Origin of the sequence: Streptomyces sp. NPDC048516 (assembly GCF_043199875.1) — a bacterium.
Lineage (GTDB): Bacteria > Actinomycetota > Actinomycetes > Streptomycetales > Streptomycetaceae > Streptomyces.
In genome coordinates, this window is the sequence record NZ_JBICWS010000003.1 from 282,906 (window position 1) to 308,184 (window position 25,279).

The window sequence follows — 25,279 nt, forward strand, 5'->3', positions numbered from 1 at the left end:
CAATGTAGTTAACGCCCATTAACCCGGATGGCCCGGCGGCCGCGGACCGCGGCACCGGGACAGGCGATCGAGCAAGGGGGCTCGTACTGATGGAGCAGGCACCGGTGCTGGGGAGTACCGCCGATCCGGCGTCCGACTCCTGGCGGGCCAATGAGGCCGCGCACCGCGAGCTGGCCGCCGAGCTGCGCGAAAAGCTCGCGGCGGCGCGGCTGGGCGGCGGCGAGAAGGCCAGGGCGCGGCACACCGCGCGCGGCAAACTGCTGCCCCGCGACCGGGTGGACGCCCTGCTGGACCCCGGCTCGCCGTTCCTGGAGCTGGCGCCGCTGGCCGCGGAGGGGATGTACGGCGGGGCCGCGCCGGCCGCGGGCGTGATCGCCGGCATCGGCCGGGTCTCCGGCCGCGAGACGGTGATCGTCGCCAATGACGCCACGGTCAAGGGCGGCACCTACTACCCGATGACGGTCAAGAAGCATCTGCGGGCGCAGGAGATCGCCCTGGAGAACCGTCTCCCCTGTCTCTACCTCGTGGACTCCGGCGGCGCCTTCCTGCCGATGCAGGACGAGGTCTTCCCCGACCGGGAGCACTTCGGGCGGATCTTCTACAACCAGGCGCGGATGTCGGGTGCGGGGATTCCGCAGATCGCCGCGGTCCTCGGCTCCTGCACGGCGGGCGGTGCGTACGTCCCCGCGATGAGCGACGAGGCCGTGATCGTCCGCAACCAGGGGACGATCTTCCTGGGCGGTCCGCCGCTGGTGAAGGCCGCCACCGGTGAGGTGGTCACCGCCGAGGAGCTGGGCGGCGGCGAGGTGCACGCCAAGACCTCCGGCGTCACCGACCACCTCGCCGAGGACGACGCCCATGCGCTGCGCCTGGTGCGCAGCATCGTCGGCACTCTCGGCGAGCGCGCACCGCTCCCGTGGACCGTGCGGACCGTCGAGGAGCCCAAGGCCGACCCGGCCGGGCTGTACGGGGCGGTGCCCGCCGACTCCCGTACGCCCTATGACGTCCGGGAGGTGATCGCCCGCCTGGTGGACGGCTCACGCTTCGCCGAGTTCAAGGCGGAGTACGGCACGACGCTGGTCACCGGCTTCGCCCATCTCCACGGCCACCCGGTCGGCATCGTCGCCAACAACGGCATCCTCTTCTCCGAATCCGCCCAGAAGGGCGCCCACTTCATCGAGCTGTGCGACCAGCGCGGCATCCCGCTGCTGTTCCTGCAGAACATCTCCGGCTTCATGGTCGGCCGCAGTTACGAGGCCGGCGGCATCGCCAAGCACGGCGCGAAGATGGTGACGGCGGTGGCCTGCACCCGCGTGCCCAAGCTGACGGTCGTCATCGGCGGCTCCTACGGGGCGGGCAACTACTCCATGTGCGGCCGGGCGTACTCCCCCCGCTTCCTATGGATGTGGCCCAACGCCAAGATCTCGGTGATGGGCGGCGAACAGGCCGCCTCCGTCCTCGCCACGGTCAAGCGCGACCAGTTGGAGGCGCACGGCGAGGAGTGGAGCGCCGAGGACGAGGCCGCCTTCAAGGCGCCGGTCCGCGAGCAGTACGAGACCCAGGGCAACGCCTATTACGCGACCGCGCGGCTGTGGGACGACGGCGTGATCGACCCGCTGGAGACCCGGCAGGTGCTGGGCCTGGCGCTGACCGCCTGCGCCAATGCGCCCCTGCCCGAGAAGGACCGCACCGCGCCCGGCTACGGCGTCTTCCGGATGTGAGAGGGATGTCCCCAGCAATGGCCACCAATTTCGACACCGTACTGATCGCCAACCGCGGCGAGATCGCGGTCCGTGTCATCCGTACGCTGCGCGCCCTCGGCATCCGCTCGGTCGCGGTCTTCAGCGACGCGGACGCCGATGCCCGCCATGTCCGCGAGGCCGACACCGCCGTGCGCATCGGCCCGGCCCCGGCCGCCGAGAGCTACCTGTCCGTGGAGCGGCTGCTGGACGCGGCCGCCCGGACCGGTGCCCAGGCGGTCCACCCGGGCTACGGCTTCCTCGCCGAGAACGCCGCCTTCGCCCGCGCCTGCGCGGACGCCGGGCTGGTCTTCATCGGCCCGTCCGCCGACGCCATCGAGCTGATGGGCGACAAGATCCGGGCCAAGGAGACGGTGCGCGAGGCCGGCGTCCCGGTCGTCCCCGGCTCCTCCGGCAGCGGCCTGGACGACGGCCAACTGGCCGCCGCGGCCCGGGAGATCGGCATGCCGGTGCTGCTCAAGCCGTCCGCGGGCGGCGGCGGCAAGGGCATGCGGCTGGTGCGCGAGGAGGCGCTGCTGGCCGAGGAGATCGCCTCCGCCCGCCGCGAGGCCCGCTCCTCCTTCGGCGACGACACCCTCCTCGTCGAGCGCTGGATCGACCGGCCCCGGCACATCGAGATCCAGGTGCTGGCGGACGGCCACGGCAACGTCATCCACCTCGGCGAGCGCGAGTGCTCCCTCCAGCGCCGCCACCAGAAGGTCATCGAGGAGGCCCCCTCGGTCCTGCTGGACGAGGCGACCCGCGCCGCGATGGGCGAGGCGGCCGTCCAGGCGGCCCGCTCCTGCGGCTACCGCGGCGCCGGCACCGTCGAGTTCATCGTCCCGGGCAAGGACCCGGCCTCCTACTACTTCATGGAGATGAACACCCGCCTCCAGGTCGAGCACCCGGTCACCGAGCTCGTCACCGGCCTCGACCTGGTCGAGTGGCAGCTGCGGGTCGCGGCCGGCGAGCACCTTCCGTTCGCCCAGGAGGACATCACCCTCACCGGGCACGCCATCGAGGCCCGGATCTGCGCCGAGGACCCTGCCCGTGACTTCCTGCCGACCGGCGGCACGGTGCTGGCGCTGCACGAGGTGCAGGGCGGCGGGCTGCGCACGGACTCCGGCCTCTCCCGGGGCGTGGAGGTCGGCAGCCGCTACGACCCGATGCTCTCCAAGGTCATCGCCCACGGCCCGGACCGGGCGAGTGCGCTGCGCCGGCTGCGGGCCGCACTGGCACAGACGGTCACCCTCGGCGTGACCACCAACGCCGGTTTCCTGCGGCGGCTGCTGGCCCATCCCGACGTGGTCTCCGGCGAGCTGGACACCGGGCTGGTGGAGCGCGAGGCGGCCGGGCTGGTCGACGGCGGGGTGCCGGACGAGGTGTACGCGGCGGCGGCCGCGGTGCGCCAGGCCGCCCTGGAGCCGGCGGCGGACGGGGGCGGCTGGCGCGACCCGTTCGCCGCGCCGAACGGTTTCCGCCTCGGCGGCGAGCCCGCGCCCGTCCGCCACTGGCTGCGCGTCCCCGGCCACGACCCCGTCGCCCACGACGTACGGCCGGGCGCGGAAGCGTCCTGGCAGGTCACACCGGACCGGGTACGGGTCACCGCCGACGGGGTGCTGCACACCTTCCACCGCAGCGGCGACTGGCTCGGCCGGGACGGCGACTCCTGGCAGGTGACCTCGTACGACCCGGTGGCCGCCGCGCTGCGCGGCGCCGCCGGGGCCCATGGCGCGGACACCCTGGCCGCCCCGATGCCGGGCACCGTCACCGTCGTCAAGGTGGCCGCCGGCGACGAGGTGTCCGCGGGCCAGGGCCTGCTGGTGGTCGAGGCGATGAAGATGGAGCACGTCATCTCGGCACCGCACGCCGGCACCGTCACCGAACTGGACGTCACCGCGGGCAGCACCGTCGCCATGGACCAGATCCTGGCCGTGATCACCCCGCACGAGGCCCCCGGCCAGGCCGACGCGTCCGCGACGGCGCCCGGGGACGAGCAGGGGAGCGCCCGATGACCGCGGCCGGACTGCCGATGGAGGTCACCGCACAGGGGCTGCCCACCCGCGTAAGGATCCATGAGGTCGGCGCGCGCGACGGCCTGCAGAACGAGCGGACCGTCGTACCCACGGAGATCAAGGCGGAGTTCATCCGCCGGCTCGCCGGCGCCGGGCTGCCCACCGTCGAGGCCACCAGCTTCGTCCACCCCAAGTGGGTGCCCCAGCTCGCCGACGCCGAGCAGCTGTTCCCGCAGCTGGACGGCATCGATCCGGACCGGCTGCCGGTGCTGGTGCCCAACGAACGCGGCCTGGACCGTGCGCTCGCCCTGGGCGCCCGCCGGATCGCGGTGTTCGGCAGCGCCACCGAGTCCTTCGCCAAGGCCAACCTCAACCGCACGGTCGACGAGGCGCTGGCGATGTTCGCGCCGGTCATCGCGCGGGCCAAGGACGCCGGGGTGCAGGTGCGCGGCTACCTCTCGATGTGCTTCGGCGACCCCTGGGAGGGGCCGGTGCCCGTCGCGCAGACCGTCCGGGTCTGCCGGGCACTGCTCGACCTGGGCTGCGACGAGCTGAGCCTGGGCGACACCATCGGCGTGGCCACCCCCGGTCATGTGCGGACCCTGCTGGCCTCCCTCAACGAGGCCGGCGTGGCCACCTCCCGGATCGGCGTGCACTTCCACGACACCTACGGGCAGGCCCTCGCCAACACCTTCGCCGCGCTGCAGCACGGGGTCACCACCGTCGACGCCTCGGCGGGCGGCCTCGGCGGCTGCCCCTACGCCAAGAGCGCCACCGGCAACCTCGCCACCGAAGACCTGGTGTGGATGCTGCACGGCCTCGGCATCGAGACCGGGGTCGACCTGGACCGGCTGGCCGCCACCAGCGTGTGGATGGCGGACGTCCTGGGGCGGCCGAGTCCCTCCCGCACCCTTCGCGCCCTCTCCCCCAAGGAGTGACCCTCATGTCACTGGACCACCGTCTGCCCGCCGAGCTGGAAGAACTCCGGCGCACCGTCGAGGCGTTCGCACACGACGTCGTCGCCCCGAAGATCGGCGAGTACTACGAGCAGCATGCGTTCCCGTACGAGATCGTGCAGGAGATGGGCCGGATGGGCCTGTTCGGCCTGCCGTTCCCCGAGGAGTACGGCGGGATGGGCGGCGACTACCTCGCGCTCGGCATCGCCCTGGAGGAGCTGGCCCGCATCGACTCCTCGGTGGCCATCACCCTGGAGGCCGGGGTCTCGCTGGGCGCCATGCCCATTTACCACTTCGGCACGGAGGAGCAGAAGCGCGAGTGGCTGCCCAAGCTGTGCAGCGGTGAGGTGCTGGGCGCGTTCGGCCTCACCGAGCCGGACGGCGGCTCGGACGCCGGCGCGACCCGTACCACCGCCGTACGGGACGGCGGGGACTGGGTGATCAACGGCAGCAAGTGCTTCATCACCAACTCCGGTACGGACATCACCGGTCTGGTCACGGTCACCGCCGTCACCGGCCGCAAGGACGACGGATCCCCGCTGATCTCCTCGGTCATCGTCCCGTCCGGCACCCCGGGCTTCACCGTCGGCGCCCCGTACTCCAAGGTGGGCTGGAGCGCTTCGGACACCCGCGAGCTGTCCTTCTCCGACGTCCGCGTCCCGGCCGCCAACCTCGTGGGCGAGGAGGGCCGGGGCTACGCCCAGTTCCTGCGCATCCTCGACGAGGGCCGGATCGCGATCGCGGCCCTGGCCACCGGCCTGGCCCAGGGCTGTGTGGACGAGTCGGTGCGCTACGCCAAGGAGCGGCGGGCCTTCGGCCGCGCGATCGGCACCAACCAGGCGATCCAGTTCAAGCTCGCCGACATGGAGATGCGCGCCCACACCTCCCGGCTGGCCTGGCGCGATGCCGCGTCCCGGCTGGTGCACGGCGAGCCCTTCAAGAAGGAGGCCGCGCTCGCCAAGCTCTACTCCTCCGAGATCGCGGTGGACAACGCCCGTGAGGCCACCCAGATCCACGGCGGGTACGGCTTCATGAACGAGTACCCGGTCGCCCGGATGTGGCGGGACGCCAAGATCCTGGAGATCGGCGAGGGCACCAGCGAGGTCCAGCGGATGCTGATCGCCCGCGAGTTGGGCCTCGGCGCCTGACCGGTCGCGCTACGGCCGGCCCTGCGGCCGGGGTCCTGCCGGCCTGCTGCGGCCGGGATCCTGCCGGCCTGCTGCGGCCGGTCCTGCGGCCGTACGGCCGGTTCCACGGCCGGATTTTACGGCCGGCCCTGCGCGGCGGGGCCGGCCGTAGCGCGTGCGACAGCAGTGCTATCCCGTTCCTTTTCCGTTCCCCCGGTCGCCCATTTTGCCGCTCACCCGCTCACTTCGCGGGCCACGGCACCTCCGGCGAGCGGTAATAGCCGATGCCCAGCGCGTCCCAGCGGGGCCCCTGGGCGGCCAGCCGCACCTTGTAGTCGTCCCAGTCGTGCGTGGACGCCGGGGACCAGCCCAGCTCGGCGATGCCCGGCAGCCGGGGGAAGGCCATGTAATCGAGGTGCGCGGAGGTGGACAGGGTCTCGGACCACAGGGGCGCCTCGACGCCCAGGACGGAGTCCGCGGGCGCACCGTCGAGGTAGCTGCCCGGGTCCCAGTCGTAGGACCGCTCGACGCCGACGTAGCCGGCCCAGTTCAGGCCCAGCGGCGTGTTCTTGTCGTACTTCATGTCGAGGTAGGCGCGGTCGGCGGGCGAGAGGATCAGCCGGGTGCCGTTGCCGGCGGCGTCGGCGACCTGCCGGCGCTCGGCCGCGCTCGTCTTGTCGTAACCCCAGTACTGGGCGACGGCGCCCTTCGCCGGGTGCGCTCCGGTCAGCTGGTGCCAGCCGATCGCGGTCTTGCCGTACTTGGCGACCACCGGCTGCACCTTGTCCATGAAGGTCACGTAGTCCGCATGACTGGTGGAGTGCGCCTCGTCCCCGCCGATGTGGAGGTAGCGGCCGGGTGTCATGGCGGAGAGCTCGCGGAGGACGTCGTCCACGAAGTCGTACGTCTCCTGCTTGGGGACGCACAGGGAGCTGAAGCCGACCTGGGTGCCGGTGTAGAGCGGCGGCGCCTGGCCGTTGCAGTTGAGCGGGGCGTAGGAGGCCAGCGCGGCGTTGGTGTGGCCCGGCATGTCGATCTCGGGGACGACGGTCAGGTAGCGGGCCGCGGCATAGCGGATGATCTCGCGGTAGTCGTCCTTGGTGTAGTAGCCGCCCCGGCCGCCGCCGACCTGGGTGGAGCCGCCGTAGGTCGCCAGCCGCGGCCAGGACTTGATGGCGATCCGCCAGCCCTGGTCGTCGGAGAGGTGCAGATGCAGCTTGTTGATCTTGTACATGGCGAGCTGGTCGATGTACCGCTTGACCTGCGCGACGGTGAAGAAGTGCCGGGAGACGTCGAGCATCGCGCCGCGGTAGGCGTAGCGCGGGGAGTCGGCGATGGTGCCCCCGGCGATCCGCCAGGTCCCGCGCCGGGCGCCTGCCCGCTCCACGTCGGCCGGCAGCAGCTGCCGGAGCGTCTGGACGCCGTGGAAGAGGCCGGCCGGGCGGGCGGCGCTGATGGTGACCGCACGGGCGCCCGAGGTGAGCCGGTAGCCCTCGGCCCCCAGCCCCTTGGTGCCGCTGCCGCCGAGCCGCAGGACGATGCCGTCCCTGCCGTCCTTGGTGGTCACCGGGAGCCGGAAGCCGGTGGCGGGCCGCAGCAGCCCCGCCAGGTAGCCGGCCACCCTCCTGGCCTCGCCCGAGCCGCCGGGCACGCGGATCCGGGTGCGGTCACCGAGGGTGTACGCGTCCCCGGTGCTGTGCACGGACGCGGGCGCGGGAATCACCTGGTCCAGTGGGGTGGCGGCCGGGGCGGCGGCGTGCGCGGCGCCCGGTGGCGGTACGGCGGCGGTTCCCAGCCCCGCCGCCGCGACCAGCAGCAGCGAGAACAGCAGTCTGCGTCGTCTCATCGACGGTCCCTTCGGCGAACCTTGTGCATGACGTCGTGCATGGCATGGAGCGACCGAACGGTGACCATGCGTACCGTGAGCCTCGATTCCGGTCAAGGTGTAGACCACTTTCCGGCCGCCGATTCAGTGACGTGCCCGATATCGGGCAGATTTCTTGCGTATCCGCGCGGCGCCCCGCAATATCGACGGGTGCTCGAACGCCGTAACCGCAGCGCTGAGGCGCCGCACGATGACCTGGTGGACCACCTGGTGCGCAGCACACCGCTGCAGCGCGGTGAAGCCACCCGGGTGGTGCTCGATGTGCTGGCGTACTTCGACGAGACGACGGAGGAATTCGTCCGGCGGCGCCATCGGGAGCTGCAGTCCCAGGGACTGCGCAACGAGGAGATCTTCGAACGGATCCGCCACGAGCTGCCGCACCGCGCCGTGGCCCCGCCCGATCTCTCGGCCCGCCAGCTGCGCCGCCTCGTCTACGGCTGACGGCCACGCCCGGGGCGCCGGGCGGCACGAACCATTGCCACAACGTTCTTCTCGGAGGGTCACTGTATGTGCGGGATCGTCGGCTATATCGGCAAACGTGATGTTGCTCCGCTGCTCCTTGAGGGCCTGCAGCGCCTGGAGTACCGCGGCTACGACTCGGCGGGCATCGCCATCCACGCCAAGGGCACCGGCAAGGCCGCGGGCGGCCTGAAGACCGCCAAGGCCAAGGGCCGGGTCCGGGAGCTGGAGTCACGGGTGCCGAAGCGGTTCGCCGGCACCACGGGCATCGCGCACACCCGCTGGGCCACCCATGGCGCGCCCACCGACGAGAACGCCCACCCGCACCTCGACACCGAGGGCAAGGTCGCCGTCGTCCACAACGGCATCATCGACAACGCCGCCGACCTGCGCGCCCGGCTGACCGCCGAGGGAGTCGTCTTCGCCTCCGAGACCGACACCGAGGTGCTGTGCCACCTGATCGGCCGCTCCCGGGCCGAGAAGCTGGAGGAGCGGGTCCGCGAGGCACTGCGGCACATCGAGGGCACCTACGGCATCGCCGTGCTGCATGCCGACTTCCCCGACCGGATCATCGTCGCCCGCAACGGCTCCCCGGTCGTCCTGGGCATCGGCGAGCACGAGATGTTCGTCTCCTCGGACGTCGCCGCGCTGGTCTCGCACACCCGCCAGGTCGTCACCCTCGACGACGGCGAGATGGCCACCCTCAAGGCCGACGACTACCGCACGTACACCACCGAGGGCTCCCGCACCTCGGCCGAGCCGACCACCGTGGAGTGGGAGGCCGAGTCCTACGACATGGGCGGCCACGACACGTACATGCACAAGGAGATCTCCGAGCAGGCGGCCGCGGTGGACCGCGCGCTGCGCGGGCGGATCGACGACCGCTTCTCCACCGTGCACCTCGGCGGCCTGAACCTCGACGCCCGCGAGGCGCGCGGGGTGCGCCGGGTGAAGATCCTGGGCTGCGGCACCTCGTACCACGCGGGCCAGATCGGCGCGCAGATGATCGAGGAGCTGGCCCGCATCCCCTCGGACGCCGAGCCGGCCTCCGAGTTCCGCTACCGCAACCCGGTCGTGGACCCCGACACGCTGTACGTGGCGGTCTCCCAGTCCGGTGAGACCTACGACGTGCTGGCGGCCGTCCAGGAGCTCAAGCGCAAGGGCGCACGGGTCCTGGGCCTGGTGAACGTGGTGGGCTCCGCGATCGCCCGCGAGACCGACGGCGGCATCTATGTGCACGCGGGCCCCGAGGTCTGCGTGGTCTCCACCAAGTGCTTCACCAACATGGTGGTCTCCTTCGCGCTGCTCGCCCTGCACCTCGGCCGCATCCGCGACCTGTCCGTCGCGGACGGCAAGCGGATCATCGAGGGCCTGCGCAAGCTGCCCGGCCAGATCGACGAGATCCTCAAGGGCGAGGAAGAGATCAAGGAGCTGTCGGCCGCCTACTCGGACGCCAAGTCGATGATGTTCATCGGCCGGGTGCGCGGCTACCCGGTGGCCCGCGAGGCCTCCCTGAAGCTCAAGGAGATCTCCTACATCCACGCCGAGGCCTACCCGGCCTCGGAGCTCAAGCACGGCCCCCTCGCCCTCATCGAGCCCGCGATGCCGACCGTGGCGATCGTCCCCGACGACGACCTGCTGGAGAAGAACCGCGCCGCGCTGGAGGAGATCAAGGCCCGCAGCGGCCGCATCCTGGCCGTCGCGCACCAGGAGCAGGCGAAGGCCGACCACACCATCATCGTGCCGAAGAACGAGCCCGAGCTGGACCCGATCCTGATGGGCATCCCGCTGCAACTGCTCGCCTACCACACGGCGTTGGCCCTGGGCCGGGACATCGACAAGCCCCGCAACCTCGCCAAGTCCGTCACGGTGGAGTAGAAGCCGCGCACGCGGGGGTCGCGCTCCGGGGTCACGGTGGCGCACCCCCGTCCCACCCCACCGAAGCGATAACGGAGCACCCCCGCGCCGGGCCACCGCCTCCGCGACAGCGGCGCCGGCTCAGGCGCAAGAGAACGGAGCCGCGGCTCCGCGCGCGTGCCACCCTCGCGCGCGGAGCCGCCGCCTCCCCTGTGCCGGCGTCGCCCATACGCCGGCGGGATGCCGCCGCCCCGGGAAACCGTCACCTCCCGGCCGGCAGCACGAAGTTGCCGTGCGCGCGGCCGCCGGGCCCGTGACGCGGCGCGCCCACGTGACCGTTTTCTACCCCTCACCGGCACACAATTCACCTGCGCCGGCCGGAAGAAATACGGCTGCACACCCTCCCCATGACGCCCCCTCACCTGTGCACAAGCCGCGGAGAGCCGGCAGTCCGGAGTGAAGGCGGCGCGCCGTTCGGGGAGTTGGGGCGGCGCGGAGGCGTCAGGGGATCACGATCACCGGGCGCTGCGCCCGGCGGGCGAGCCGGCCGGCCACCGAGCCGAAGATCCGGCCGACGATGCCGTGGGTGGAGCCGACCACGATCGCGTCGGCCTCGTACTCCCGGCCGACCTCCTCCAGCTCGTGGCAGATGTCGCCGCCGCGCTCGACGAGGATCCAGGGGACCTCGGTGAGGTGATCGGCACAGGCCAGTTCCAGACCGAGCACTTCGGTGCGGTGATCCGGCACGTCCACGAAGACCGGGGGCTCACAGCCCGCCCAGACGGTCGTCGGCAGCCGGTTGGCCACATGGACGATGATCAGCCCGGAGCCGAGGCGCCGGGCCATACCGATTGCATACGCCAATGCCCGCTCGCTCGACATGGAGCCGTCGAAGCCGACCACGACGCCGTGCCGGAACGCGGGGTCGCAGGAATGGCGCGTCTTTTCCGCCGCTTCGAGGTCCGCCATCGGATCGGCGACCTGCTTGCGGTCCGCGGGTTCGGGGATTTCGTGACCGGCCATTGGTGTCTCGGCGAGGACGTCCTCTTGCGGAGGGGCGAACGGGGAACGGCGATTGACTTGATCCGGCAGTTGACTGAGCTGGCTCGATCGAGATGCGGGAGCCATAGTTCAAAGAGGAACGATACGACTGGGAATCATCTTCCCAACCCGATACCCCAAGAGTACGGCGCCACTCCCCCGCTGCCCAGAGCCCGCTGCGGACGCGGAGCGCCCGTGCGAGGTGAGGTGGGGCCTCGAACGTTCCCCGGAGCATGCCGGAGCGTGGCCCGGATGGCAATGCCCCGGCCTGCCCCCGTACGTACCCCCGCACGGTGACCCATGATCGCCGCCGGCGTTGTAGTAGCAGCCCGTCCGAGGGGAGCACCCGGTGCCGTTGCCGTCCGACAGATCACCCGACCCAGTGAGCGATGTCATGCGCTGGGGCGCCTTCAGTTGCGCCCTGGTGCCCTTCGTACTGATCATCAGCGGCGTTTCCTGGACCGGCGCGGCCGGCACCGCCGCCGGTCTGGCCGCGGTGACCTGTGCCTGCCGCGCCCTGCTGCGGCAATCCGAACGGACCGCCGCGCGGATCCGCGTGCGCGAGACCGGAAGGCACCGGGACGGAAGGGCATATTTGGGGTCGACGGCGCAGGGTGGCGGTCGGCACTCCGAAGGGCGTACGCCGGTCGACTGAGGCGCTTGCAAGTCTGCGCGCGACCGTTTTCAGCCAACTTCCGGCCAAGGTCCGCACCTTGCCCCGAGCCCCCCTCAACCCTGGTGTGAGCAGGGAGGAAAGGACCGCTGGGCATGGTTGTGCCCTACTACGAACGGGCAGAGCCGAGACGCGTACTTCCCATGTAGGCCCGACGAGTGGAACGCTTCGTGATCGAATGCTTCGCGCCAAGTTGCCATATCGACATACCAGCGGGTGGTGAACTTGGCACTCCATCCTCACGGAACACAGTAGATTCGATCTTGGTAGTAACGGCGGGGGAACTGTGCAGGACCGAGAGGGCGAGACGACCGAGGGGGGCTTAAGTGCCATGAGCCAGGACTCCGCTGCCGTACCAGATGCCGCACGCAAGCTCGCCGCCCGACGACGCCGCGAAATAGTCGCGGTGCTCCTCTTCAGCGGCGGCCCCATTTTCGAGAGCTCCATTCCGCTCTCGGTCTTCGGCATCGACCGACAGGACGCAGGCGTTCCGCGGTACCGGCTACTTGTGTGCGCGGGCGAAGATGCGCCTTTGCGCACGACCGGGGGGCTCGAACTGTCCGCCCCCTACGGGCTGGAGGCGATCTCCCGTGCCGGGACGGTCGTCGTACCGGCCTGGCGCTCCATCACCCAGGCGCCGCCGCCCGCGGCGCTCGACGCGCTGCGCCGCGCGCATGAAGAAGGGGCCAGAATCGTCGGGTTGTGCACGGGGGCGTTCGTCCTCGCCGCGGCCGGACTGCTGGACGGCCGTCCGGCCACGACCCACTGGATGTACGCGCCGACGCTCGCCAAGCGTTATCCGTCCGTCCACGTGGATCCGCGCGAGCTCTTCGTCGACGACGGCGATGTGCTCACGTCCGCGGGAACGGCGGCAGGCATCGACCTGTGTCTGCACATCGTGCGGACCGACCACGGCGCGGACGCCGCGAACGCGCTGGCCCGCCGGCTCGTCGTGCCGCCCCGCCGCACCGCCTCCGACATGGGGCACCAGCGCTACCTCGACAGGTCATTACCTGAAGAGATCGGCGCCGACCCGCTGGCCGAGGTCGTCGCCTGGGCGCTGGAACACCTCCACGAGCAGTTCGACGTGGAGACGCTGGCCGCGCGCGCGTACATGAGCCGCCGCACCTTCGACCGGCGCTTCAGGTCCCTGACGGGGAGCGCTCCGCTGCAGTGGCTGATCACCCAGCGGGTGCTGCAGGCCCAGCGGCTGCTGGAGACCTCCGACTATTCGGTGGACGAGGTCGCGGGGCGCTGCGGCTTCCGCTCGCCGGTCGCCCTGCGCGGCCACTTCCGCAGGCAGCTGGGCGCCTCGCCCGCCGCCTACCGGGCGGCCTACCGGGCACGGCGGCCGCAGAACGGGGCGGCCGAGCCCGCGCTCAGACCGGAGCGGGCCGAGCGCGCCGAGCGGCCGGAGCGTGAGCGGGCGGCCCTGGGGGCGGGCGCGGAGCGGTTCTCCGCCGCCGCGCTGGCCGGCCACGGCCTGGCGTCCGCCGAAGCGGGCGAAGCGGGCAAACCGCAGTCGGATGTGTACACCTCCCGGCTGCCGGAGACCGCGGTGGGGAGGGGAACCGTCCGCCCCGTGCTGCCCGGACAGCGCGAGCGCCCCGTAGGGTGAGATGTATGAACGATCGCATGGTGTGGATCGACTGCGAGATGACCGGCCTCTCGCTGGCGAATGACGCGCTCATCGAGGTGGCCGCTCTGGTCACCGACTCGGAGCTGAATGTGCTGGGCGACGGGGTGGATGTGGTGATCCGCCCCCCGGCCGAAGCACTCGGCACCATGCCGGAGGTGGTGCGCCAGATGCACACCGCCTCCGGGCTGCTGGAGGAACTGGACGGCGGCACGACGCTGGAGGCGGCCGAGGCACAGGTGCTTGCGTACATCAAGCAGCATGTGCCGGAGCCGCGGAAGGCGCCGCTGTGCGGCAACTCCGTCGGCACCGACCGCGGCTTCCTGCTGCGGGACATGCCGACGCTGGAGGAATACCTCCACTACCGGATCGTCGATGTCTCGTCCGTGAAGGAGCTGGCCCGGCGCTGGTATCCGCGGGCCTACTTCAACAGCCCGGACAAGAGCGGCAACCACCGGGCGTTGGCGGACATCCGTGAATCCATCGCGGAACTGCGCTACTACCGGGAGGCGGTCTTCGTGCCGCAGCCCGGCCCCGACTCGGACACCGCGAAGGCCATTGCCGCCAAGCACGTCCTTCCTGCCGAGCCGCAGTCCACGCCGTAGTCAGGCACAGGGCGCGTGTCGTGCGGGCCCCGGCGGGTCCGCCGTGACCCGCACGACACGCCCTCGGCCCCGGGACACGAAACCTGGGCGCGAGCACCCCTTCGGACCCTGTACACTTTTTCTCAGCCGGTGGGGAAAAAGAACCACACAGCACCGGTCATGGTGGGTATAGCTCAGCTGGTAGAGCACCTGGTTGTGGTCCAGGATGTCGCGGGTTCAAGTCCCGTTACTCACCCCACATCAAGGCCCCCGACCTCAGGTCGGGGGCCTTGGCGTTTTGGCGGGCGTGGAGAACAGGGGCCTGCACGGCCGGTCGAGGAGCCGGGTGCCGCTGCGAGAGGAGCCGCCGCGGAGGAGCCGCGGCTCAGTAGCCCACGGTGAAGCGCTTGCCGACGTGGCGGGGCTGCTCTATTTCGTCGACGACGGCGACGGCGTAGTCCTCGGCGGTGATCCGGCTGGTGCCCTCGGCGTCGGTGATCAGGTCGTCGAGGGCGGTGCGGTAGCTGCCGGTGCGCTCGCCGGGCTCGATGGTGGCGGCCGGGCTGAGGCTGGTCCAGCGCACATCGTCGACGGAGCGGTAGAAGTCCAGGGCGTCGCCGTGGGCATGCATGATCTCCAGCAGGAAGGCGGGAAGGCCCTCCGCGTCCCGGACCCGCGCGCCGTCCGGCGTGCGCAGCGAGCCGGCGCCGCCGACGGAGATCAGCCGGGGCGCCGCGTCGCCGAGGATGCGCAGCCCGGCGACAAGGGACTCGGCGGCGGGCCTGATCGTGGCCGTGTGCCCCGGTCCGTCGCCGCCGCCGACCGCGCTGACCAGGACGTCCCGGCCCTGGGCCGCGGCGGCGACGGAGGCCGGGTCAAGGGCGTCGCCGGTGGTCACGGTCAGGTCCGGGTGGGTCGTGGTGATCTTCGCGGGGTCGCGGACGACCGCGGTGACCCGGTGGCCGCGCCGCAGGGCCTCGTGGAGGATGCGGCTTCCGATGGTGCCGTTGGCCCCGAAGAGCGCGATCGTGGACATGGTGGTCTCCCAGCTGTTCTCTACGTCCTGGTGAGGACTTCCGTTTTCCGTCAGCGGTGGGGCTGACGTCTTCTACGCTAGAGGGATCAGCAGGGCATTTCGGGGTGGCGAGGGGACCGGTGATGGTCAAAAAGCGACAGGACGGCCGAGAGCCGTCGCCGGAGATCCCGGAGGTGGCGTTCTCCGCACCGGCCGGGCGGCCGACGGGGGTGGAGGTGCTGACGCTCGCGGAGCTGCGGGCCCGGGCGGACGCCTGCCGGCTGTCCGCCCCGCACCGCCCCGGCTTCCACCATCTGCTGGTCCTGGACGGCGGCCGGCTGGTGCACAGCGTCGACTTCCAAGAGCACGTCCTCGCGCCGGGCGACCTGCTGTGGTCGCGCCCCGGCCAGGTCCAGCACTTCGGTGATCTGACGGGCGCGGAGGGGCGTCTGGTGCTCTTCGAGGCCGGCTTCCTGGATCCGGCGACCGCGGCCGCGGCCCGGGTCGAGGACTGGTACGGGCCGACCGTACGGCATCCCGAGGGCGCCGCGGCCCGGGGAGTGGACGAGGCGATGCGGCAGTTGCACGGGGAGTTCGGGTCGCTGGGCGGGCTGCCGCTGGAGATCCACCTGGACGTGCTGCGGCATCTGCTGGCCGTATTGGTGCTGCGGGCCGCGCATCCGGGCGGGGAGGCGGACGGCTTTGTGGACGGGTCCTGTGCGGCGAGCGCGACCTATCTGCGCTTCCGGGACGCGGTGGAGCGGGACTTCACCCGCAGCCGCCGGGTCGCCGACTACGCCCGCGCGCTGGGCTATGCGCCGCGCACCCTCTCCCGGGCCACCGAGGCCGTTGCCGGGGTGGGGGCCAAGGAGTTCATCGACCGGCGGGTGGTGCTGGAGGCCAAGCGGCTGCTGGCGCACGGCGACCGTTCGGCGGCCCGGATCGCGGACCGGCTGGGCTTCGCCGACGCCCCCAACTTCAGCAAGTTCTTCCAGCGGCAGACGGGCACCACCCCGATCGCCTTCCGCACGGCGGTACGCAGCGGTGCGGCCTGAGCACGCGGGCGGGTAGGGGAGTTGGGGCGCACGGGCAGCGCGAGCGGCGGGTGCCGGGGCAGGCGGGTGCCGGGGCAGGCGGGTGCGGGGCAGGCGGGTGCCGGGGCAGGCAGGTGCCGGGACAGGCAGGCAGCCGACGGCGGGGCGCAGCGGTGGGGGGTCTTTGCTGCGCCCCGCCTCTCGGGCGAGCGGTCCGGTTGGGGGGCCGGACCGCCGGTGGGGGGTCAGCCGGTGTACGCGGCGAAGGCCTTGGAGAAGTCCAGCGGCTTCTGCTGGACGGAGCTGCAGGTGGGCTGCGCCGAGGTGCCGGCGCCGCCCGGGCAGGCCTGGTCGCGGGTGGCGGACCACATCGACAGCCAGGCCAGGTGCTTCCTCTTGGCGAACTTCACCAGCTGGGTGGCGTCCTCGGCCTTGAAGACCTCGTTCTGGACGTCGTTGACGCCGATCATCGGGGTCACGGCCACGGTCTTCCAGGCGGCCGCCCCGCTCAGGCCGAGCGCCTTCTTGAGCTGGCCCTGGGTGGCGGTGGCGGCCTGGATGGCGTAGGTGCCCATGTCGCCGCTGTAGGAGGCGCCGTAGTCCATCGCCATGACGTTGACAGCGGAGATCTTGACGCCGTTCCTCTTGGCGTCGGCGACCAGATTCACCCCGTCCTGGGTCAGACCCTCGGGCATGACCGGCAGCGTGAAGGAGACGTCGAGACCGGGGTGCTTCTTCTGGAGCCGGGTGATGGCTTGGGCGCGGCGGGTGTTGGCGGCGGCGTCGGGCAGGGCGCCGCCCTCGATGTCGAAGTCGGCCTTGGTGAGCTTGAACCGGTCGATGACCTTGCCGTAGGCGGCGGCCAGTTCGTCCGCGGAGCCGCAGGCCGCCCCGAGTTCGGTGCCGGTGGCGCCGCCGAAGGAGACCCGGACGTCGCCGCCGGCCTTGCGCAGAGCGGGTATCTGCCGGGCCACCTGGTCGTCGCCGAGCTCGCCGGAGCCGCCCCACTTGGGAGTACAGCCGCCGCCGGAGGTGACGAACGCCAGGTTGAAGTTCTTCACCCCGGTCTTCCGGGCGGTGCCGGCCAGGTCGTAGGCGGGGGCGAGCGAGGTGTCGACGTACGGGGCGAAGCCGGTGGCCGCCTTCGGGGCCCGCGCGCCGGCGGTGGTCCGCGGTGCCTTGGCGGCCAGGGCGGATCCGGCGACGGCGAAGGCGCCGCCGGCCGCGACCAGGGCGGCCGCGCCGCTCACGATCAGCTTGGTGGTGCGGCTCTTGCGCCGGCGGTGTGCCGAAGAACTCATCTCGTGCCTGCCTGTCGTCACATGGGGGGGGCGGGGGTGCACCGTGGTGCGTCCCGCACGCTAGCGGCAGGGAAGCGGACAAATGTCAGTAATGGTACGGAGGTTGGGGGACTTAGGGACGCCTTAAGGAAGCGGAAGGGGGTGGTTAAGAACCAGGGGCGGATGCCCGTCGGGCGGACCGTCAGGAGCCGGTGCGCGCGGTTCGCCGGCGCCGGATGCCGAGCGTGCGGCGCAGCCGGTGGCCGCGGCGGGTACCGGGGCGGGCGCGCCGGTCGTCCAGGGCCAGCCAGACCCGGACCTCGGTGCCGCCGAGGACGGAGCGGCCGATGCGCACATCGCCGCCGGTGGACTCGGCCAGCCGACGCACGATGTCCAGGCCGAGGCCGGTGGAGCCGCCCTCTGCCGGCGCTGGGCGGCCCCCCCGGCCGCCACCGCCCGACCAGCCGCGGCGCAGTGCCGCGTCCGGGTCGTCGATGCCGCCGCCGGCGTCCGAGACCAGCACGATCACCGCGTCCTCGGCGTTGTGGACATCGACCGCGAAGGCGGTGCCGTCGGGGGTGTGGCGGAAGACGTTGCCGAGCATCGCGTCCAGGGCTGCGGCGAGTTCGGGGCGGGCGACGGGGACGCGTACGGGGCGGTCCGCGCCGGCGATGCGGACGGTGCGACCCTCGTCCTCGGCGAGCGCCGACCAGAAGTCCATCCGCTCGCGGATCACCTCGGCGGCGTCACAGCCGGCCGCGGCGGCGGCCTGCCGGGTCTGGGCCTTCTGCTCACGGGCGGTGCGGATGATCTGGTCGATCTCGCGCTCCAGCTGTTCGACGGCGGCCCGGGTCTGCTCGGCGGCCGAGGTGTCGCCGAGCGAGGCGGCGTTGAGCCGCAGGACGGTCAGCGGGGTGCGCAGCCGGTGCGAGAGGTCGGCGGCCAGTTCGCGCTCGTTGGCGAGCAGTTGGACGACCTGGTCGGCCATCGCGTTGAAGGCGCTGGCCGCGGACCGCAGTTCCTTGGGGCCGTCCTCCGGAACGCGGACGCCGAGCTTGCCCGTGCCGAGGTCGTGAGCGGCGCCGGCCAGCCGCTTGGCGGGCCGCACCATACGGGTGCCGAGCCGGTCGGCGACGGCGACCGAGCCGATGATCAGCGCGAGGCCGACCCCGGCGAGCACCACCCAGGAGGTGGCGACGCCCTTGGTGAGCGCCGCGTCGGGCACGAAGACCTCGACGACGGCGATACCGGAGGCGACGGCCGTCGGCTGGAGGAGCGAGGAGCCGCCGGGGACCGGGGAGATGGACGCCCGGCCGAGCTTGGCGGCGGCCGCCACATCCTCTTCCGCCGCGCGCCGGGTGCCGATCTCGGCGGGCTTGCCGTCCCGGCCGCTCGCCGGGACATGGACGCCGATCCGGCCGCCGGAGCCGGTCTCGGCGCTGGCGACGGCGCGTTCGAGCTGGGTGCGGTCGGTGGTGATGGCGAGGACCGGGCCGATGGTGGCGGCCTGCCGCTCGGCATTGGAGTAGGCGCGGTCGCGGGCCAGCTCCTTGACGACCAGTCCGAGGGGGACGGCGAACGCGACCACGACCATGGCGGTGACCGCCAGCGCCACCTTGACCAGCGCCCATCTCATCGCGGTGGCTCCAGCTTCACGCCGACGCCCCGCAGCGTGTGCAGGTACCGGGGCCGCGCCGCGGTTTCGCCCAGCTTGCGGCGCAGCCAGGACAGATGGACGTCGATGGTCTGGTCGTCGCCGTAGGACTGCTGCCAGACCTCGGCGAGGAGTTCCTTGCGGGGGACGACGACGCCGGGGCGCCCGGCGAGGAAGGCCAGCAGGTCGAACTCCCTGCGGGTCAGATCGAGGGTGACGCCGTCCAGTTCGGCCTGCCGGCGCAGCGGGTCGATGGACAGGCCGCCGACCCGGATCACCCGTGAGGGCGCATCCGCGCCGGCCGCGGCGGCCCGGGAGCGGCGCAGTACGGCCGTCATACGGGCCGACAGGTGCTCGACGGAGAACGGCTTGGTGAGGTAGTCGTCGGCACCGTCGTTCAGCAGCCGGACGATCTCGGCCTCGTCGTCGCGGGCGGTGGCGATGATCACAGGGACATCGGTGATGCCGCGGAGCATCTTCAGCGCCTCGCCCCCGTCGAGATCGGGCAGGCCGAGGTCGAGGATGACGACGTCGAAGCCGACGTGCGCCACCTCGCGAAGCGCCTCCAGGGCGGTACCGACGCTGCGTACCGTGTGGGCGGCCTCGGTCAGATGCCGGATCAGGGCCGAGCGTACGAACTGGTCGTCCTCGACGACGAGCACACGTGCCATGGGCGGCACCGTACGCCATTCGGACGGTGTCCCCTGCCCGGAGTTGACGGCGGGGCAGCGCACTCCGGCGTGTGGGACGGGCTGCAACAGGGCGGTCGGGTGGGGCAGTATGAGGTGGATGCAACGAGGACTGGTTCACGCGGCGGCCTGGACGCTGGCGACCGGTGCCGCGGTCACCCTGTCGTGGTTCGGCGTGCACACCGTGCTGTCCGCCACCGCGTACGACGCACCGCGTGCACTGCCGATCTCCGGCCAGGTGGCCTCGCAGGCGGGCAAGGACGCCGCCGCACCGCGCGTCTCCTCCACCCACCGCCCCAAGCCGTCCCGTTCACCCGGCCGCACCCCGGCGCCGGACGACGGCACGCCGTCCCGCCCGTCCGCGCCCTCCCACAGCGCCACCCCCCGGTCGGGGTACCCGGACGCCACCTCACCCGGCGGCTCCGTACCGGCCGCCGACGGCCGGGTCAGGAGTTATTCCACCGCCGGCGGGCGGGTGGTCTTCGACATGGGCAGCCGGGCGGCCGAGCTGGTGTCGGCGACGCCGAACTCGGGCTGGGAGATGCAGGTGTGGAAGCAGGACGGATGGATCCGGGTCGACTTCTCCGGCGGCGCCACCCATACGTCCGTCTTCTGCACCTGGAACGGCCATCCGCCGACCGTGCAGACCGCCGGCCCCACGGCTTAGCGCCCTACGGCCGGCTTGGCGCCCCACGGCCCGGCACCGCCGCACGGCGCGGCCAGGGGGGCGGTCGGAAACCGCGGCCGGCCTCAGTCGAAAACCGCGGCCGGCGGGGCGGGCGAGGCGAGGGCCGTGGCGTCGGTGACCGGTGCCGCGCCGCCGGTGAAGTCCAGCAGCGCCCGGCCGTGTTCGACCCGGCCGGTCTGCGGATCGGTGGCGGCCCGCCGGGTCAGTTCGGCGACCGGCAGCGGCCCGTCGGCGGCCAGCAAAACCGCGTTGCCGAAGCGTTTGCCGCGCAGTACGGCCGGGTCGGCGGTCAGGCACAGCTCGGGGAAGACCGTATGGGCCGTGGCGATCTGGCCGCGCAGAAACCGCAGCGGCGGCCCGTCCGCGAGGTTCGCCGCGTAGAACCCGCCGGGCCGCAGCGCCCGGTGGATCTCCGTCAGGAATTCGGTGCTGGTCAGGTGCGCGGGCGTGCGCGCACCGCCGAAGACATCGGCGATGATCAGGTCCGCCCAGCCGTCCGGGATCTTCGCCAGGCCGGCCCGGGCGTCACCGCCGCGCACCCGTATCCGCCAGCCGCTGTCCCACGGCAGCTGCCGGCGGACGAGGCCGACGAGCGGTGCGTCGATCTCCACCACCTGCTGGGTGGACCGCGGGCGGGTGGCCGCGACATAGCGGGCCAGGGTCAGGGCGCCGCCGCCGAGATGGACGGCGCGCAGCGGTTTGCCCGCGGGTCCGGCCAGGTCGGCGACGTGCCCGAGCCGCCGCTGATAGGAGAAATCCAGATATGCCGGGTCGTCGAGGTCCACATGCGACTGCGGGGCACCGTCGATCAGCAGCGTCCAGCCGCGCGTCCGGTCCCGGTCGGGCCGTAGCTCGGCAAGCCCGCCGTCCACCGTTTCGGTGACGGACTCCGGCCCGCCGCGCCCGCGTCTGCTCTTCGCCATGCCCTCCAGTATGGCCCCTGCCCCACAGGCCGTATCCGCTGGTCAGCGAGGTACTGCCGGCCGGTGCGGCAGGGCGCCGGGCCGCATCGGGCACAGTGGCGGACCACCCGCGACCGAGGTCAGGGTGATCCGCCAACTGCACATCACGACCCGTGCCGGCCCGATATCCCTCCGGACCGGCGCCGGGTCACCGGTTGATGCAGATGTTCCCGAAGGCCGGGTTCAGCAACGCGGCAACGCTGAAGCTGTTGCCGCACAGGTTGATCGGGATGTTGATCGGAACCTGGACATTGTTGCCACTGAGGATGCCCGGGGAGCCTGCGGCAAAGCCCGCCGCGTTGGCACCGGAACGGTGGTTGTAGAGGGCACGGTGGTCACTGCGGAAGTGGTTGTGACCACGACCGCCGTGGTGACCGTCCCCGCTGGCTGAGGCAATGCCTGCGCCACTCAGCACTACGGCGCAGCTGGCCGCACTCACCGCGGCGGCCTTGACAAAGCGCTTCATCCCATTCTCCTTTCAGTTCGTGAATGGGGCAACCGGTCACAACGAACGAAATGAGTCAGGGGTACGGGCGTTCCCCCGTCCGGGACGATATTAGCTCTTATGGCAGTAACTATTAGCCCGTCCGGTGGTAAGGCGCCCCCCGGCGAAGTCCGGTATTCCGCTCATCGGAATCCGCGAGGGGGGCCCGGCGTGCCTGCCGCGGATTCCGGCATGATTTCTGTCAGAGTGCTCTCCAGTTTGACTGATTGAAGTCGGAGAGGAAGACATGCGGAAATCGATGGACCGCACCACGCGCGGCGTCGTATGCGCACCGACCTCCACCTGGTCCGCGGACATGCTGCGCGCTCCATCCGGGCGGGCAGGCATCACGCGCACACGGTACGGGCTGCCGTCCGTCCGGCTCATGACGTGAGGAACCCGGCGGTCATCATGAATCCGGCGGTCGCCATGAATCCGGCGGTCGCCATGAATCCGGCGGTCATCATGAATCCGGCGGTCGCCATCAATCCGGCGGCCACCGCATTCGGCCGGAAGTCACGGCGGCTGCCCGCCTGCCGCAGCACTCCCGGATGCGATTCCGGCGAATTCGACGACAGGCCGGCACCGCGGTCCGGCGGCTATCGGCTCGCTTTCCGCTTCACCACCCGCAATCCGGGATGTCTGCTCGGCGCGCTCTTCCTCCGGACCGGTACCAGGCGCTGAGCCGCGCGGCCCCGGCAATTCCCGCAGAGAGTTCTGTCAGCTCGGTCATCAGGGGAGCAGTGCGTGCTGCCGCAAGACCTGCAGTGCCAAGAGCGGCCAACGGTTCTCCATGTCTCCCGTCCCGTCGACGGCGGGGTCGCCCGGGTCGTCACCGACCTGGTGCGGGCCCAGGTGGCGGCGGGGCTGCGGGCCGTGGTCGCCGCGCCGCCCGGTGGGGTGCTGCACCGGGACGCCGCCGCGGCGGGCGCCGAGGTGGTGCCGTGGCCGGCCCGCCGTACCCCGGGCCCGGCACTCGCCGGGGAGAGGGGGCGGCTGGCCCGGCTGATCCGGCGGCTCGGCCCGCACCTCGTCCACACGCACGGCGCCAAGGCCGGGCTCGCCGCCCGTCTGGCCGTCCGGGGCCGGATCCCGACGGTCCATCAGCCGCACACCTGGTCCTTCGAGTCGGCCGACGGGACGGCGTCGCGGCTGGCGCTCGGCTGTGAGCGGTACGCCGCACGCTGGGCGGACCGGGTGCTGTGTGTGAGCGAGGCGGAACGGCTGCGGGGCGCCGAAGCGGGGGTGCCGGCCCGGTGGGCGGTGATCCGCAACGGGGTGGACCTGGACCGTTGCGCGCCCGCCCACCGCGAGGACGCGGTGCGGCGTGCGCTGCGCCGGGACCTGCCCGCACTCGGCGATCTGCCGCCGCACGCGCCCCTGGTGGTGTGCGTGGGGCGGCTGTGTCCGCGAAAGGGCCAGCTGTCGCTGTTGCGGGCCTGGCCCGCGGTCCGCGCGGTCGTCCCGGACGCCCGGCTGGTGATGGTCGGCGACGGCCCGGACCGGGAGCTGCTGCATGCCGCCGCACCACCCGGTGTGCGGTTCGCGGGCGCGGCACGGGACGCCGTCCCCTGGTACCGGGCGGCGGATCTGGTCGTCCTCCCGTCCCACCGGGAAGGCATGGCGCTGGCCCCTCTGGAGGCGATGGCCTGCGGCCGCCCCGTGGTGGTCACCGATGTCGGCGGGGCCCGGGAGAGCCTGCCGCCCGGGGCCGCACCGCACTGTCTGGTGCCGCCCGCGGACCCGGCCGCCCTGGCCCGGGCCGTATGCGGTCTGCTGACCCGCCCTCAGCTGCGCGGCGCGCTGGGCCACCGGGCCCTGGAGCACATGCGGGCGGCGTACGACGTGCGGCACACCGCGGCGGCCGTCCTCGGGCTGTACCGCGAACTGCTCGGTGCGGCGTGCCCGGAGAGCAGGGAGCGGATCAGCCGATGACGACGGATCGCGCGGACGCCCCCCGTTCCGCCCGGGTCCTGCCCCCGTCGGCAGTACCCCGGCCGACGGCCGCCGCGGGCCGTCGGCCCCACGGGCCGGCCCCCAAGACCCTGCCCCCGCCCCGGCCCGGCCGCGGCCTGCGGCGGCGGACCGTCGCCTCGCTGCTGGCCGCCGACTGCCTGGCCACCACGGGCGCCGCGCTGCTCGCCCTGGGCGCCGCCGCGGTGCCGACGGCGCCGGCGGCGCTCGCCGCCCTGGTGCCGGCCGCGCTGCTGCTCCACCACCGGGCCGGTCTCTACCGTCCCGGCCCCGCCCCGAACGCGCTGAACGACCTGCCGGGGCTGCTGGGCCGGGCCGCCGTCCTGTGGTGCGCGGCGGCCGCGGTGCTCGCCGCCGTAGACCCCGGGCGGGCGCTGTCACCGGTCGTGCTGTCGGGCGCGGTGGCGGCACACACCCTGCTGGTCTGCGGCGGCCGGGCCGCGGTCTACCGGGCGCGCCGCAACGCCGCCCGCCGCCGGCCGCGCGCCGCCCTGATCGTGGGCGCCGACCCGGCCGCCCGGCAGCTGGCCGCCGTGCTGGACGCCCGCCCCGAGTACGGCCTGCGCCCGGTGGGCCTGGTCCCGCCGGGACCGCTGCTGCCCGGCGGCCCCGCCGCTCCCCCGGCCCACGGGGGGCCGGCGCTGCCGCGGCTCACCTCCGCGCCGGACCTCACCCGGGCCGTCATCCAGCACACCGTGCGGGACGTGGTGTTCACGCTGCCGCCGTACGGCGATCCGCACGCCGCCGCGCTGCTGCGCCGCTTCGTCGACCAGGGCTCGGCGATCTGGCTGGCCGGCCCGGCGGCCGCCCGCGAGGGCCGCCCGCCGCATCGGGGCACCGACCAGCTAGGGGGCTTCGCCTGCCGTCGGCTGGACACCGCCCCGCCACGGCACGGCGGCCGGCGCAAGCGGGCCCTGGATCTCGCGCTGGCCGGTCCGGCCCTGATGGTCGCGGCCCCGGTGCTGCTGGGCTGTGCGCTGGCGGTACGGCTCGCCGACGGGCCCGGCGTGCTCCGCCGGCAGGAACGGACCGGCCGGGACGGGCGCCGCTTCACCCTGCTGACCTTCCGCACCCTGCGCGGGCCCGCGGCGCACGAGGAGACGAGCCGGGGCGGGCCCGCGGCGCACGAGGAGGCAAGCCGGCGGGGCGGGGCGGACGACGGCGGGGTGAGCCGGGTCGGCCGGCTGCTGCGGCGCACCGGGCTGGAGGGGCTGCCGCAGCTGTGGAACGTAGTGCGCGGCGATATGAGCCTGGTGGGCCCCCACGCGGAGCACCCCGGCGTCGTCCGGCAATGCGCCCGGGCCTGCCCGGAGTACGACGCCCGGCACCGGATGCGGCCGGGCCTGACGGGACTTGCGCAGGTGCACGGGCTGCGTGGCGACGCCTCCCCGGAGGACCGGGCCCGCTTCGACAACCTCTACATCGACAGCTGGTCACCGTGGCAGGACCTGCGGATCCTGCTGCGCACCGCGGCCTCGCCGGTGCGGCGGGAGGGCGGATGAGCGCGGCCGCGGCGGCCGGCGCCGC

22 protein-coding genes and 1 tRNA gene are annotated in these 25,279 nt (G+C 72.7%); 15 read left to right on the forward strand and 8 right to left on the reverse strand.

Annotated elements, in window-relative coordinates; translation table 11 throughout:
* Positions 1-89: 89 nt before the first annotated feature.
* From ACGFR7_RS08405 to ACGFR7_RS08420, 4 genes are read left to right on the forward strand one after another with little or no spacing between them, the layout of a single operon-like run.
* The gene (locus ACGFR7_RS08405) at positions 90-1,721 is read left to right on the forward strand and encodes a carboxyl transferase domain-containing protein (protein ID WP_393314793.1); all 1,632 of its coding nucleotides are present in this window, start codon (positions 90-92) and stop codon (positions 1,719-1,721) included.
* 17 nt (positions 1,722-1,738) lie between these two features.
* Entirely contained in the window at positions 1,739-3,754 is a 2,016-nt protein-coding gene (locus ACGFR7_RS08410; RefSeq protein ID WP_393314796.1) for an acetyl/propionyl/methylcrotonyl-CoA carboxylase subunit alpha, read from the forward strand.
* A complete protein-coding gene (locus ACGFR7_RS08415) occupies positions 3,751-4,692 on the forward strand; it encodes a hydroxymethylglutaryl-CoA lyase (RefSeq protein ID WP_393314799.1) in 942 nt (313 codons plus the stop codon). Before ACGFR7_RS08410 ends, ACGFR7_RS08415 begins: the two co-directional genes overlap by 4 nt.
* Before the next feature lie 5 nt (positions 4,693-4,697).
* Positions 4,698-5,858 carry an acyl-CoA dehydrogenase family protein gene (locus tag ACGFR7_RS08420; protein WP_393314802.1) on the forward strand — a complete coding sequence of 387 codons (1,161 nt, stop codon included), beginning with the start codon at positions 4,698-4,700 and terminating at the stop codon, positions 5,856-5,858.
* A gap of 220 nt (positions 5,859-6,078) precedes the next feature.
* On the opposite strand, the gene ACGFR7_RS08425 is transcribed toward ACGFR7_RS08420, so the two are convergent.
* Positions 6,079-7,683 carry a beta-N-acetylhexosaminidase gene (locus ACGFR7_RS08425; protein WP_393314805.1) on the reverse strand — a complete coding sequence of 535 codons (1,605 nt, stop codon included), beginning with the start codon at positions 7,681-7,683 and terminating at the stop codon, positions 6,079-6,081.
* A 189-nt stretch (positions 7,684-7,872) separates the two neighbouring features.
* Between ACGFR7_RS08425 and ACGFR7_RS08430 the strand changes: the two genes are divergently transcribed.
* The gene (locus ACGFR7_RS08430) at positions 7,873-8,163 is read left to right on the forward strand and encodes a hypothetical protein (protein ID WP_393314808.1); all 291 of its coding nucleotides are present in this window, start codon (positions 7,873-7,875) and stop codon (positions 8,161-8,163) included.
* 66 nt (positions 8,164-8,229) lie between these two features.
* Positions 8,230-10,059 carry a glutamine--fructose-6-phosphate transaminase (isomerizing) gene (gene glmS / locus ACGFR7_RS08435; protein ID WP_393314811.1) on the forward strand — a complete coding sequence of 610 codons (1,830 nt, stop codon included), beginning with the start codon at positions 8,230-8,232 and terminating at the stop codon, positions 10,057-10,059.
* A gap of 480 nt (positions 10,060-10,539) precedes the next feature.
* Here glmS and ACGFR7_RS08440 read toward each other — a convergent pair whose 3' ends face one another.
* On the reverse strand, positions 10,540-11,061 hold the full coding sequence (locus ACGFR7_RS08440) for a universal stress protein (protein ID WP_018093093.1): 522 nt from the start codon (positions 11,059-11,061) through the stop codon (positions 10,540-10,542).
* 400 nt (positions 11,062-11,461) lie between these two features.
* On the opposite strand from ACGFR7_RS08440, the gene ACGFR7_RS08445 reads away from it, so the two are divergent.
* The 4 genes from ACGFR7_RS08445 (at position 11,462) to ACGFR7_RS08460 (ending at position 14,231) form a co-directional block, all read left to right on the forward strand.
* Positions 11,462-11,734 (forward strand): hypothetical protein, encoded by a 273-nt coding sequence (locus ACGFR7_RS08445; protein WP_393314814.1) that lies wholly within the window; start codon positions 11,462-11,464, stop codon positions 11,732-11,734.
* Between the two features lie 349 nt (positions 11,735-12,083).
* The gene (locus ACGFR7_RS08450) at positions 12,084-13,370 is read left to right on the forward strand and encodes a helix-turn-helix domain-containing protein (protein ID WP_393314816.1); all 1,287 of its coding nucleotides are present in this window, start codon (positions 12,084-12,086) and stop codon (positions 13,368-13,370) included.
* 5 nt (positions 13,371-13,375) lie between these two features.
* Entirely contained in the window at positions 13,376-13,993 is a 618-nt protein-coding gene (gene orn, locus ACGFR7_RS08455; RefSeq protein WP_393314819.1) for an oligoribonuclease, read from the forward strand.
* 162 nt (positions 13,994-14,155) lie between these two features.
* Positions 14,156-14,231, forward strand: a tRNA-His gene (locus ACGFR7_RS08460).
* A 126-nt stretch (positions 14,232-14,357) separates the two neighbouring features.
* Here ACGFR7_RS08460 and ACGFR7_RS08465 read toward each other — a convergent pair.
* The gene (locus tag ACGFR7_RS08465; RefSeq protein ID WP_393314822.1) at positions 14,358-15,008 is read right to left on the reverse strand and encodes an NAD(P)-dependent oxidoreductase; all 651 of its coding nucleotides are present in this window, start codon (positions 15,006-15,008) and stop codon (positions 14,358-14,360) included.
* Positions 15,009-15,130: 122 nt separating this feature from the next.
* On the opposite strand from ACGFR7_RS08465, the gene ACGFR7_RS08470 reads away from it, so the two are divergent.
* Entirely contained in the window at positions 15,131-16,042 is a 912-nt protein-coding gene (locus ACGFR7_RS08470) for a helix-turn-helix domain-containing protein (protein WP_393314825.1), read from the forward strand.
* A gap of 224 nt (positions 16,043-16,266) precedes the next feature.
* On the opposite strand, the gene ACGFR7_RS08475 is transcribed toward ACGFR7_RS08470, so the two are convergent.
* The 3 genes from ACGFR7_RS08475 to ACGFR7_RS08485 form a co-directional block, all read right to left on the reverse strand.
* A complete protein-coding gene (locus ACGFR7_RS08475) occupies positions 16,267-17,322 on the reverse strand; it encodes a chitinase (RefSeq protein ID WP_393314828.1) in 1,056 nt (351 codons plus the stop codon).
* A gap of 181 nt (positions 17,323-17,503) precedes the next feature.
* Positions 17,504-18,937, reverse strand: a complete 1,434-nt coding sequence (locus tag ACGFR7_RS08480) for a sensor histidine kinase (RefSeq protein ID WP_393314831.1) — start codon at positions 18,935-18,937, stop codon at positions 17,504-17,506.
* On the reverse strand, positions 18,934-19,626 hold the full coding sequence (locus ACGFR7_RS08485) for a response regulator transcription factor (RefSeq protein ID WP_393314834.1): 693 nt from the start codon (positions 19,624-19,626) through the stop codon (positions 18,934-18,936). Before ACGFR7_RS08485 ends, ACGFR7_RS08480 begins: the two co-directional genes overlap by 4 nt.
* Positions 19,627-19,744: 118 nt before the next feature.
* Between ACGFR7_RS08485 and ACGFR7_RS08490 the strand changes: the two genes are divergently transcribed.
* Positions 19,745-20,311 (forward strand): hypothetical protein, encoded by a 567-nt coding sequence (locus tag ACGFR7_RS08490; RefSeq protein ID WP_393314837.1) that lies wholly within the window; start codon positions 19,745-19,747, stop codon positions 20,309-20,311.
* An 83-nt stretch (positions 20,312-20,394) separates the two neighbouring features.
* Here ACGFR7_RS08490 and ACGFR7_RS08495 read toward each other — a convergent pair whose 3' ends face one another.
* Together ACGFR7_RS08495 and ACGFR7_RS08500 are read right to left on the reverse strand one after the other, a co-directional pair.
* Positions 20,395-21,255, reverse strand: coding sequence for a spermidine synthase (locus ACGFR7_RS08495; RefSeq protein ID WP_393314840.1), 861 nt, complete (start codon positions 21,253-21,255; stop codon positions 20,395-20,397).
* A gap of 187 nt (positions 21,256-21,442) precedes the next feature.
* Positions 21,443-21,760 (reverse strand): chaplin, encoded by a 318-nt coding sequence (locus tag ACGFR7_RS08500; protein ID WP_393314842.1) that lies wholly within the window; start codon positions 21,758-21,760, stop codon positions 21,443-21,445.
* Between the two features lie 429 nt (positions 21,761-22,189).
* Between ACGFR7_RS08500 and ACGFR7_RS08505 the strand changes: the two genes are divergently transcribed.
* From ACGFR7_RS08505 to ACGFR7_RS08515, 3 genes are all read left to right on the forward strand, one after another.
* Positions 22,190-22,462: a hypothetical protein gene (locus ACGFR7_RS08505; RefSeq protein WP_393314845.1), complete on the forward strand. Its 273-nt coding sequence runs from the start codon at positions 22,190-22,192 to the stop codon at positions 22,460-22,462.
* Positions 22,463-22,525: 63 nt separating this feature from the next.
* Positions 22,526-23,713, forward strand: coding sequence for a glycosyltransferase (locus ACGFR7_RS08510; protein ID WP_393314848.1), 1,188 nt, complete (start codon positions 22,526-22,528; stop codon positions 23,711-23,713).
* A complete protein-coding gene (locus ACGFR7_RS08515) occupies positions 23,710-25,254 on the forward strand; it encodes a sugar transferase (RefSeq protein ID WP_393314850.1) in 1,545 nt (514 codons plus the stop codon). Before ACGFR7_RS08510 ends, ACGFR7_RS08515 begins: the two co-directional genes overlap by 4 nt.
* Positions 25,255-25,279 lie beyond the last annotated feature (25 nt).